The organism is Paracoccus sp. IB05 (assembly GCF_016405985.1).
Taxonomy (GTDB): Bacteria; Pseudomonadota; Alphaproteobacteria; order Rhodobacterales; family Rhodobacteraceae; genus Pseudogemmobacter.
This window is the reverse complement of sequence record NZ_JAEFCF010000073.1, coordinates 1-10,918: the sequence shown is the minus strand read 5'-3', so window position 1 is coordinate 10,918 and position 10,918 is coordinate 1. Positions and strand designations below refer to the sequence as shown.

The following is a 10,918-nucleotide window of genomic DNA, read 5'->3' as shown; positions in this document are numbered from 1 at the left end:
AAGCTTTCCTCAATCCCGACAAGTGCCGTCGTGATAAAGCCCGAACACCGCACCACGCCATTCCAAATTCAGACAAACCGCAGTGGGTTTCTTTCGCCGGGCGCGCCAGACATCGTGGCGGATTTCAGACCATATGGTCAAAAACAGCCAGTTTTTTCCTCGCCGCGGCAGGAAGGGGAAGCCGTTCTGCTCTGCTGCTCTGAGCCCGGGGCGAAATCATATTGCGCGGCGGCGGGGATTTTTATTCGCAGCTTGCGCAGCGCAGGCGTGAAAAAATCGCTTGCAGCCGTGCCCTGACCCGGCTCTGTCATGGGCCGTGACCGCAAAACAAGATGATACTCCTGTACGAAGGACTGACAGATGGACCGCAACAGCCCGAAAATCCTCGTGGCCGACCTCGTCGGCCTGGCGTTTGATGCGGGCGGAGCGCCCGATGCGTCAGGGTTTCGCGCCCATGTCGAAAGCCGGGGCGGGCGGTTTCATACCGGCTCGGCGCGCGGCGCCCAGGCCGATGAGGGGCGGGCGTCGTTCTTCTACATGCCGCATCTCTCGACCCGGAACGAGCTGATCGCCGAGGCCGGTGACGGTCTTTATGATGCGGTGATCGCCGCGGCGACCTTCCTGCCGGCCGAGACGCGCTTTGACCTTGGCGGCGTCAGGATCGGCACCGGAACCGGCAATATGGGATCGGCAAGCTGGGGCGGCGGCGACGGGATCGGCGGCGTTGCGCCTTTGATGAACACGCCCGGGATCAATGCCCGCGCCACCGCGCAGATGGTGATGAAGGCGCTGCTTGGTCAGCGCCCCGATCTGCCGGTCGGGGCATTGCATGACCTTGTGGTGGCGGGCCGGTTCGATACCGGGCGCGACCTCCTGCGCTATCCGACGCGCAAACTCGAGGGCCAGCGCCTCGCGGTGATCGGCTATGGGAATATCGGGCGCGAAGTGGCCCTGCTGGCCCGCGCCTTCGGGATGGAGGTGGTGATCCATGCCCGTCCGCGCCACCGGATCTGGATCGAAAGCGAGGGGTTCCGCTATGCCGCCAGCCCGCAAGAGGCCGCGCGCGGGGCGGATGCTCTGTCGGTCCATCTCGGGCTTGGGCCGAAGGGGCCTGACGGGTTCGCTAATGCCGGGCTGATCAATGAGACGGTGCTGGCGGCGCTGGCGCCGGGGGCGGTGCTTTTGAACTATGACCGGGGCGAGCTGGTCGATATTGCAGCGCTGGAGAGCGCGCTGCGCGCGGGGCAGGTCGGGTTCGCGGCGATTGATGCGGATCTTTTCGTAGATGCGGCGGGCGCGCTTTCGGGCCCGATGGCGCCCTATCTGGGTCTTGTGGAGCGGCATGGCGCGAAGCTCTCGCTCTTGCCGCATGCGGCGGCGGATACTGACCACCCGACGCGGGTTGCTGGCGCAATCCAGGCGGCGGATCAGCTGCTTGATGCGATTTCAACCGGGGTCGTGCGCAATCTGAAGGGCGATCTGCCGGAAGGCTACAGCGATGGCGGCCCGCTGACCCCTGCGGGGCTCGGGGGGGTAACGCCGCAGGATCTGGCGCGGTTTGCGGGCGGCGGGCTGCCCGCTGCGGCGCGGGCATTGGCCGATGCCTTTGCGGGGGCGGAAGCCGGCGCGCTGTCGGGCGAGGCCCTGATGCTGGCCGCGAACCAGCTGACGAGGCTGATGCGCGAAGAGGGGCTGGCCGGTCCCTGGAAAGGCTGAGGGCGCGGGCAGATCCCTGGAGAAACCGTTGTGAGACGCTGCGTCGCGGCCTATATTAAGCGCACGCATATCAGGGATCCCGCCATGTCAGTCCAGTCCTACAGCCTTTCGATCACCTCGGCGAAGATCGGGACAGCGGCCGATGGCGCCCGCGAATTGCGGGTCCATTATACCGGCAATGGCAGCGGCGAAGTGGTGCAGCCGCTTGACGCCACAGATTTCGACGCGCTGCTCGCGGGATGTGAACAGGTGGCGCGGCGCATCTTCCAGCAGGAATTCCGCCTCAACAGCGCGGTGGAACTGTCCTTCGCGCTGGAGGATCGCAATGAGCTGAAGCTCTGGCACACAAAGCCCGGGCTTTTCATCAAATGCCCGCTGACCATGCATATGGAATGGTCCTGCCCGCATCTGAGCCAGGCCTATAAGACGATGACCACGCTGGGCGTGGTGGAACTGCCCTCGGAAGTTGCGCTGGACGGCAATGCGATTGGCGCTGATGAGACGGTCAAGGTGATCATGGATTCCATGGCGGGCGGGGTCGAATTTATGGGGGGCGTCATGCTGATGCGCAATCTGATCGACCATGACAGCGAAGCGGGTCGCCTCCGCGCAGCCGCCGGCGGCTGAGCCGTTCCGACCTCGCCGGAACCACTGCCCTGCGCCCCGCAGAAACCGCCGCCAGCTGCGACAAATCGCGTCGCGTCAATCTGGCTGTTTGAGAATGATTCCAGTTGCCAGCGCAGCTTTGCCAGCCTATCGGAAGCGCCATGAGACAGCCTGACGCCAGCACTCCCCTTCGTATCGGCACGCGCGGATCGCCGCTGGCGCTGGTACAGGCGTTCCAGACCCGGGACTGGCTGCGGGCGCAGCATAATCTGCCGGTCGAGGCCTTCGAGATTGTGGTGATCAAGACCACGGCTGACCGGGTGCTCGACAAGCTCCTGAAAGAGATCGGCGGCAAGGGGCTTTTCACCAAAGAACTGGAAGAGGCATTGCTCGATGGCCGCATCGACCTTGCGGTTCATTGCGTGAAGGATATGGCGGTGGCCGAGCCTGAAGGGCTGGTCTCGGATATTTTCCTGCCGCGCGAAGATCCGCGTGATGTGCTGGTATCGCATAAGTATCGCAGCCTCGAGGAATTGCCTCTGGGCGCCACAGTCGGCACATCCAGTATGCGGCGCGCTGCGCAGACATTGTTCGCGCGCCCCGATCTGCGCATCGTGAATTTCCGGGGCAATGTGCAGTTGCGGCTTTCCAAACTGGAGCAGGGGCTTGCGGATTGCACCTTCCTCGCGCTGGCGGGGCTGAACCGGCTGGGGATGTCGGGTCATGGCTGGACGGTGATCGGGACGGAAGAGATGCTGCCCGCCATCGGCCAGGGCGCGCTGTCGATCCAGCGCCGCAAGGGCGATCTCTGGGTGCGCGACCTGCTGATGCCGCTGCATGATCCGGTCTGCGAGCGTGAAATGGCCTGCGAGCGCAGCTTTCTCGGGACGCTGGAAGGGAATTGCCAGACCCCGATCGCGGGCCTCGCACGGCTGCGCGATGGCGTGATCCATTTCCGCGGCGAGATCCTGCGCACCAATGGCGCCGAGCGCATGACGGTCGAGGGCAGCTGCCCCGCCGCAGAGGCCGCAGCGCTTGGCGCGCGCCTTGCGCGTGATCTGCTGGGCCGCGCGGGCCCGGGCTTTTTCGACTGGAAACGCCCCTGCGGCTGAGGCCGCCCCCTCTTTTGCACATCCTGCTTTGACGGGCCGGGAAGATGCGGCTTAGCGCCGCCCTAATCAGGGCTGCAAGAATCGCTCATAGGCAAATCAGGTTTTTCGGCGGCATCATTTCCTCAGGCGACCGGCCGATCCGGCGGTCACCCTCTGTCACTTTCCGCGTGAGGAAGCCGAAATGTCCGCCGACTCGTCTGTCGAAACGTCTGTCGAAAAAGTCGATACTCTCGTGATCGGGGCCGGTCAGGCCGGCGTCGCGATGAGCGAGCATCTGGGCCGGCGCGGCCTGTCGCATCTGGTGGTGGAAAAGAACCGCATCGCGGAAAGCTGGCGCACGGCGCGGTGGGATTCGCTGGTGGCCAATGGCCCGGTCTGGCATGACCGGTTCCCGACGCTGACTTTCGAGGAGCTCGACCCGGATGCTTTTGCCCATCACGACCGGGTTGCGGCCTATTTCGAGGCCTGCGTGGCGCAAAACAACTCGCCGGTGCGCTGCGGCGTGACGGTCACTTCGGTTCGGCCCCTGGCAGAGGGGTTCCGGGTCGAGACCTCCGAGGGCGTGATCGAGGCGAAGAATGTGGTGGCCGCCACCGGCGCGTTCCAGAAACCGGTGATCCCGCCGGTGGTGCCTGCAAGCGCCGGCCTGCATCAGCTGCATTCGCATGGCTATAAGAACCCGGGCCAGCTGCCCGAAGGGGGCGTGCTGGTGGTCGGAGCGGGATCCTCCGGGGTGCAGATCGCCGATGAGCTGCGGCGCGCGGGCCGCAGGGTCTGGCTCTCGGTCGGGGCGCATGACCGCCCGCCACGGCGCTATCGCGGCAAGGATTTCGTCTGGTGGCTGGGGGCGCTTGGCATCTGGGACACAACCACGCCCACGCCCGGCACCGAACATGTGACCATCGCCGTCAGCGGCGCGCGCGGCGGCCAGACCGTCGATTTCCGCCGCCTTGCGAATGAGGGCATGGGGCTTGTTGGCATGACCGCGCGTTATGAGAACGGCGTGATGCATTTCGCGCCCGATCTGGCGAAGAATGTGGCGCAGGGCGATGCGAATTACCTCGGCCTTTTGCAGCAGGCCGATGCCCATGTGGCGAGCCAGGGTCTCGACCTGCCTGAGGAACCCGAGGCGCATCTGATCGGCGCGGATCCTGACTGCCTCACCGATCCGGTGCTGGCGCTGGATCTGGCGAAAGAGGGCATCACCACGATCCTCTGGGCCACCGGTTATGCGCTGGATTTCAGCTGGATCAAGGCCGACATCTTCGATGAACGCGGTCGCCCGGCGCATTCAGGCGGCGTCTCGGCGGTGCCGGGGCTTTACTTCCTCGGTCTGCCCTGGCTGTCGATGCGCGGCTCCTCCTTCATCTGGGGGGTCTGGCATGATGCCGACCGGCTTGCCGGCCATATCGCGGCCGAGCGGGCGGTTCCGGCCTGATCCCGGCTGTGCTGTGACATTTCCCCGGGCGGGTCGTCGCCCGGGATTGCTCCCACTTGCCGGAGCCACAATGACCGTCCGCATCGAACGGGACCTGCTCGGCCCGCGCGAGGTGCCTGGCGCCGCCTGTTGGGGCATCCACACCCTGCGGGCGCGCGAGAAATTCGCGATCTCGGGCCGGGGATCGGCGAAGAGGACGATCAGATCCAGGGCGGTGCCGGTACATCGACCAATATGAATGCGAATGAGGTCATCGCCAATCGCGCGCTGGAGCTGATGGGGCGCGCGAAAGGCGAATACCCGCATCTGCACCCGAATGAGCATGTCAATCTGGGCCAAAGTCCCAATGACGTCTGTCCGACCGCGCTGCGGCTGGCGACCTGGACGGCGATTGGCCGGCTTCTGACCGCGCTGTCGGATCTGCGGCAGGCTTTCCGAGGCCCGCGCGCTGTTATGCGAGATCAACCCTGGCGCGACGGCCATCGGCACCGGCCTGACCGCGCATCCCGGTTACGCCGCCCTTGCCCGCGCCCGTCTTGAGGCGCTGACCGCCATTCCGCATGGCCGCCGAAGCCGGGCAATTGCAGCTGAACGCCTTTGAGCCGGTGATCGCCTGTACCATCTCGCGCCCGATCCGGCATCTGACGGCGGGGTGTGAGACCCTGCGGGCGCATTGCATCACCGGCATCACCGCCAATCATGAGGTGCTGGCACGCGCAGTGACGCAATCCATCGGCATCGTCACCGCGCTGAACCCCTGTATCGGCTATGAAAACGCGACCGATCTGGCGCGCGAGGCCTTTGCCTCGGGCCGGGGCGTCTGCGACCTGGCGCCGGAGCGCGGGCTTTTGCCCGAGGCGCTGCTGGTCGCGATCCTCAGCCCCGAAAACCTGACCCGTCCGACCCCGCCGCCAGGGCCGCGGTGAGGGGGATGAGGCCGCCCGTGTTCCATATCCGGGTGCCGGAGCGATGATCTCTGGCGCGCATCCTGTTGCAAATTCGTCCGCCGGCCCCGTGCAAGTCTCGCGGTCGGGCCAGGGTCTGGTCTATGCTCTGCCCGCAACAGGGGATCGGAAAGGGGCAGGGATGGCGCTCAGGTTCACGCTCAGACAGCTGGAATATCTGGTGGCGGTGGGGGATTACGGCTCTGTCACCGAGGCGGCGGAGCGGGTGAATGTCTCGGCGCCCTCGGTTTCGGCGGCGATCTCGCAGCTGGAACGCGAATTCCGCATCACGCTTTTTGTGCGCCGCCATGCGCATGGATTGTCGCTGACCCAGGCCGGGCGCAGCTTTGTCGAACAGGCGCGCCGCATCCTGACCGAGGCGGCTGCGCTGAATGCGCTGTCGAATGAGGTGACGGGTCAGGTGCGCGGGCCTTTGCATGTCGCCTGCCTGATGACCTTTGCGCAGGTCGTGATCCCCGCTTTGCGTCGCACCTTCTGCGAAAGCTATCCCGAGGTGGAATTCGCGCAGAACGAGCTGGATCATGCGGGGATCATCGAAGGGCTGCGGCTCGCGCGCTTTGACCTCGCGCTGAGCTATGACCTTGATATCCCGTCCGATATGGAATTCCACGAGCTTGGCGCCCTGCCGCCTCATGCCGTCCTGCATGTGGGCCATCCGCTGGCGGGCCAGGACAGTGTCAGCCTTGACGAGCTGGCCGAACATCCGATGATCCTGCTCGATCTGCCCTATAGCGCGAGTTATTTCATCTCGCTGTTCCGCGATGCCGGTTGCAGCCCCAATATCGTCGAGCGCACCCGCGACATCTGGGTGATGCGGGCCCTGGTGGCCAATCGCTTCGGCTATTCCATCGCCAATATCCGGCCGGCGATTGATCTGGCGCTGGATGGCGGCCGGCTGATCGACATCCCGCTGAGCGGCAATCCGCGCCCGATGCGGCTGGGGATCATCACCATGCGCGACGCGGCGAAATCGCTGACCGTGCGCCGTTTCATCGAATTTTGCAGCGAGAAGCTGAAGGATGGGGTGCATCCCGGAATCCGCCGCCTCTCGGTGCCGCCCGAGACCTGACAGGAGCAAGACCATGACCCTTGCCGCCACCTCTGCCGAATGGCGCGCCCGTGCAGGCGCGCTCAGCTTTCGCAACCAGGTTTATATCGACGGGGCGTTCCGGGATGCGCAGGCGGGGGGCGGTTTGCCACGGTGAACCCGGCGAATGGTCAGGTGCTGACCGAAATGTCGCGCGGCATGGCGGCGGATATTGACCTGGCGGTGACCGCAGCGCGGCGGGCTTTTGACGGAGGGCCTTTGACGGCGGGCGCCGGTCGCGCCAGACGCCATCGGCGCGCAAAGAAGTGCTGCCGAAGCTCGCAGGCCTGATCCGCGAGAATGTCGCGGAGCTCGCGCTGCTGGCGACGCTGGATATGGGCAAGCCCATCGGTGACAGCTCGACCATCGACGCGCCGGGATCGGCGCATTTCTTCCAGGGGCATGCTGAGGCCATCGACAGGCTATATGACGAGGTCGCGCCCACCGGGGGCCGCGATCTGGCGCTGATCCGGCGCGCGCCGCTCGGCGTGATCGGGGCAGTGGTGCCGTGGAACTTCCCGCTCGATATGGCGACCCGGAAACGGGCGCCCGCGCTGGCGATGGGCAATTAACCGGCCGAGCAATCGCCTTTGTTGGCTTTGTTCCCCGCCGAACTTGCCGCGGAGGCCAGGTTGCCCGATGGGGTGCTGAACGTGGTCCCGGGCTATGGTGCCGCGGCAGGCCAGGCGCCTGGCCTGCACGGCGATGTCGATGCGCTGGTCTTCACCGGATCGACCGCGACCGGCAAGCGGTTCATGAACTATGCCGCCCAAAGCAATATGAAACAGGTCTGGCTGGAGACCGGAGGCAAATCGCCGAACCTGATCTTTTCCGATGCCGATCTGGACCAGGCCGCAACCATGGCGGCTTTCGGGATCCTGTTCAATTCGGGTGAGGTCTGTTCCGCCAATTCCCGCATCCTCGTCGCGCGCGAAGTGCAGGAGGAATTCACCGAAAAGCTGATTGCGGCCGCTGCCGCCTGGCCTCTGGGCGACCCGCCGGATCTGGCCACCCGGATGGGGCCGCTGGTCGAGAAAGCCCATGCCGACAAGGTTGCGCAATATATCGCGATCGGCAAGGCCGAGGCGCGGCTGGTCCATGGCGGCGCGCGCGAGACGCGGGACGGCTCGGATTGCTATATCGGCGCCACGATCTTTGCCGATGTGGCACCTGACGCCCGGATCGCGACGGAAGCGGTCTTCGGCCCGGTCCTTGCCGTAACTCGGTTTGACAGCGAGCAAGCGGCGCTGAAGATCGCCAATGACAGCGAATATGGCCTCGCAGCCTCGGTCTGGACCCGGGATCTGAGCCGGGCCCTGTCGGTGTCGGACGGCCTCCATGCTGGCACGGTTTCGGTCGATACGGTGGATGCGCTTTCGGCAATGACGCCCTTTGGCGGTATGAAACAATCGGGATTCGGCCGCGATCTGTCCCTGCACAGCTTTGACAAATATTCGGCGCTGAAAACAATCTGGATCAAATACTAAGCAGCCACGCCTCTTTTTCCGGCACAGGGCGGGACGACCTTGTCCGGCCCGTTCCCCCGCCGCAACCCGGCTTGCGGCGGGGGTGAACCGCCTGAGCGCCTGAAACCTCGCAACCCTGCGAATAGTTGTTTCTTTTCTTATGATTGATACGGTTCTCCGGCGCCCGGAACAGCGCGCCTCCCGGGCAGCCCGCCCTGGTGAGGTGCTGATCAGGCGCAGTCTAAGCAAGGTTTCCGAAACCCATCATTTACCAGACCTGGCCTGGTCAATCCTATGGGGCAGATCCCGCTTTTCCCCCATGACCCTGCATCAGGGATGTCCCCAGATGCGCGAGCCGAAATATGATATCCTGTTCGAGCCGCTGGCCATTGGCCTGTTGGAGGCGAAGAACCGCTTTTACCAGGTGCCGCATTGCAATGGGGGCGGCTACCGCGATCCATCTGCCGCAGCCGCCATGCATGGCACCAAGGCGGAAGGCGGCTGGGGGGGCATTCTCACCGAACAGACCGAGATGCACCACAGTTCGGCAATCACCCCTTTCATCGAGCTGAGGCTCTGGGAGGACAAGGATATTCCAGGCCTTCGCCGGATGTCGGAGGCGATGAAGACCCATGGCGCGCTGGTGGGGATCCAGCTGGCCTATTCCGGGATCAATGGCCCGAATCTCTCCACCAAAGAGGAGCCACTGGCGCCCTCGGCCCTGCCGATCCGCACCTTCACGAATGACCCGGTCTCGGCGCGCGCTTTGTCGAAATCCGACATCCGCGATCTCAGGCGCTGGTTCGTCAATGCCGCGAAACGTTCGAAACTTGCCGGGTTCGACCTGATCTGCCTTTACGGCGCGCATGGCTTTGGCATTTTCCAGCAATTCCTGTCGCGCGCCACCAGTCAGCGCAGCGATGAATATGGCGACAGCCTGGAAAATCACGCTTTGCCCGCGAAGTGGTCGCGGATATCCGCGATGCCGTGGGTGATACGATGGCGATCACCATGCGCGTCAGCCTTGACGAACATATTGGCAATCTTGGCTTTTCCAATGCCGGGGTCCGTGAATTCGTCGAACTCAACGGCGATCTTCCTGATCTCTGGGATCTGGCCCAGGGCGCATGGGAGGATTGTTCCGGCCCCTCGCGCTTCAAAGAGGAAGCCGCGCAGGAAGTGCTGGTCTGCGGCATCCGCGCGCTGTCGTCGAAACCGGTGGCCGGCGTGGGCCGCTTCACCTCGCCCGATGTGATGGCGCGGATGATCCGCAAGGGCGTGCTGGATTTCATCGGCTGCGCCCGGCCCTCGATGGCCGATCCGTTCATCCCAAAGAAGATCGACGAGGGGCGGGTCGAGGATATCCGCGAATGTATCGGCTGCAATATCTGCATCACCGGCGATATGACGATGTCGATCTCGCGCTGCACCCAGAACCCGACCTTTATGGAGGAATGGCGCAAGGGCTGGCATCCCGAAAAGATGAACGCCAAAGGCGACAGCTCGACCGTGCTGATCGTCGGCTCCGGCCCCACCGGGCCGGAGGCCGCGCGCGCTGTCCCTGCGGGGCTATGACGTGGCCATGGCCGAGGCGACTACGACTCTTGGCGGCCGTGTTGCGCGCGAGCGTCTGCTGCCCGGGCTTTCCGCCTGGGGCCGCGTGGTCGATTGCCGGCAATACCAGATCAGCCAGCGCCCCAATGTCGAGACCTATTTCGACAGCCGTCTGGGCGCGGCAGAGATCCTCGAATTCGGCTTCCAGAATATCTGTATCGCGACCGGGGCGCATTGGCGGGCCGATGGGGACGCGCGCCAGCATGTGGTGCCGATGGTGATTGATGCATCCATGCCGCTCTGGACGCCCGATGATGTGATGGCGGGGAAACACCCCGCGGACCTGAGCGGCAAGACCGTCGTCGTTTATGATGACGACCCTTATTACATGGGCGGCGTCATGGCCGGGGTCATGGAGAAGGCCGGTGCGAAGGTGATCCTCGTGATCCCCCCGGCCTATGTCTCGGACTGGACGCGCAACACGCTGGACCAGGGCGCGATCCATCTGCGGCTGGTGGAACCGGGCGTCGGGATCCGGCTGAACACCGGCATGACGGCGGTGCGGGCGGGCGCGGTCGAGGTCAATTGCAGCTATACCGACCAGCGCCGCGACCTTGCAGCCGATGCCGTCGCGACCCTCTGACCAAGGATCTGTTCAGCTGGGAGCCGCCTAAGGTAGCTGTCGGCTACAGCGCCGAAGTCGCAGGTCGCGGTCCGCTGGACAATCGGATTGCCCGGATTATCGGTCAGGCCCTGCGCGATGCCCGCGATGACGGGAATAACCGGGCCAGCATTGCGCAACGGATGTCAGCCTATCTCGGTCGCTCGATTTCCGAGGCCGTGCTGAACAAATGGACCTCGGAGGGGTCCGAGGATCACCGCATCCCGCCCGATGCCTTCATCGCCCTGGTCCATGCGACCGGCTTTGTTGAGCAAATCCGGTTATGTCCGGAGTTCCCCTTTCCCCTGACAGA

Annotated in this window: 9 protein-coding genes and 3 pseudogenes; all 12 read left to right on the top strand. The window is 64.7% G+C overall.

Going from position 1 to position 10,918, the window contains the following annotated elements; all coding sequences use genetic code 11:
• A partial coding sequence (locus tag JC607_RS24805; protein ID WP_198839386.1) for a hypothetical protein occupies positions 1–297 on the top strand: 297 nt, incomplete at its 5' end.
• Between the two features lie 63 nt (positions 298–360).
• Positions 361–1,716, top strand: a complete 1,356-nt coding sequence (locus JC607_RS24800) for a D-isomer specific 2-hydroxyacid dehydrogenase family protein (RefSeq protein ID WP_198839385.1) — start codon at positions 361–363, stop codon at positions 1,714–1,716.
• 84 nt (positions 1,717–1,800) lie between these two features.
• Positions 1,801–2,343 carry a hypothetical protein gene (locus tag JC607_RS24795; RefSeq protein ID WP_198839384.1) on the top strand — a complete coding sequence of 181 codons (543 nt, stop codon included), beginning with the start codon at positions 1,801–1,803 and terminating at the stop codon, positions 2,341–2,343.
• A gap of 140 nt (positions 2,344–2,483) precedes the next feature.
• A complete protein-coding gene (hemC, locus tag JC607_RS24790) occupies positions 2,484–3,434 on the top strand; it encodes a hydroxymethylbilane synthase (protein WP_198839383.1) in 951 nt (316 codons plus the stop codon).
• 181 nt (positions 3,435–3,615) lie between these two features.
• On the top strand, positions 3,616–4,872 hold the full coding sequence (locus tag JC607_RS24785; RefSeq protein ID WP_198839382.1) for an NAD(P)/FAD-dependent oxidoreductase: 1,257 nt from the start codon (positions 3,616–3,618) through the stop codon (positions 4,870–4,872).
• A gap of 70 nt (positions 4,873–4,942) precedes the next feature.
• Positions 4,943–5,798: pseudogene (locus tag JC607_RS26240) on the top strand (lyase family protein).
• A 160-nt stretch (positions 5,799–5,958) separates the two neighbouring features.
• Positions 5,959–6,906, top strand: a complete 948-nt coding sequence (locus JC607_RS24775; RefSeq protein WP_198839381.1) for a LysR family transcriptional regulator — start codon at positions 5,959–5,961, stop codon at positions 6,904–6,906.
• A gap of 13 nt (positions 6,907–6,919) precedes the next feature.
• The gene (locus JC607_RS25885) at positions 6,920–7,042 is read left to right on the top strand and encodes a hypothetical protein (protein ID WP_255532661.1); all 123 of its coding nucleotides are present in this window, start codon (positions 6,920–6,922) and stop codon (positions 7,040–7,042) included.
• A 29-nt stretch (positions 7,043–7,071) separates the two neighbouring features.
• Positions 7,072–7,215: a hypothetical protein gene (locus tag JC607_RS25700; RefSeq protein WP_370584951.1), complete on the top strand. Its 144-nt coding sequence runs from the start codon at positions 7,072–7,074 to the stop codon at positions 7,213–7,215.
• A 44-nt stretch (positions 7,216–7,259) separates the two neighbouring features.
• Positions 7,260–8,411: pseudogene (locus tag JC607_RS24770) on the top strand (aldehyde dehydrogenase family protein).
• Between the two features lie 139 nt (positions 8,412–8,550).
• A pseudogene (locus tag JC607_RS24765) lies at positions 8,551–9,965 on the top strand (trimethylamine dehydrogenase).
• A gap of 7 nt (positions 9,966–9,972) precedes the next feature.
• Positions 9,973–10,587, top strand: a complete 615-nt coding sequence (locus JC607_RS25695; protein ID WP_233093150.1) for a hypothetical protein — start codon at positions 9,973–9,975, stop codon at positions 10,585–10,587.
• Positions 10,588–10,918: the final 331 nt, after the last annotated feature.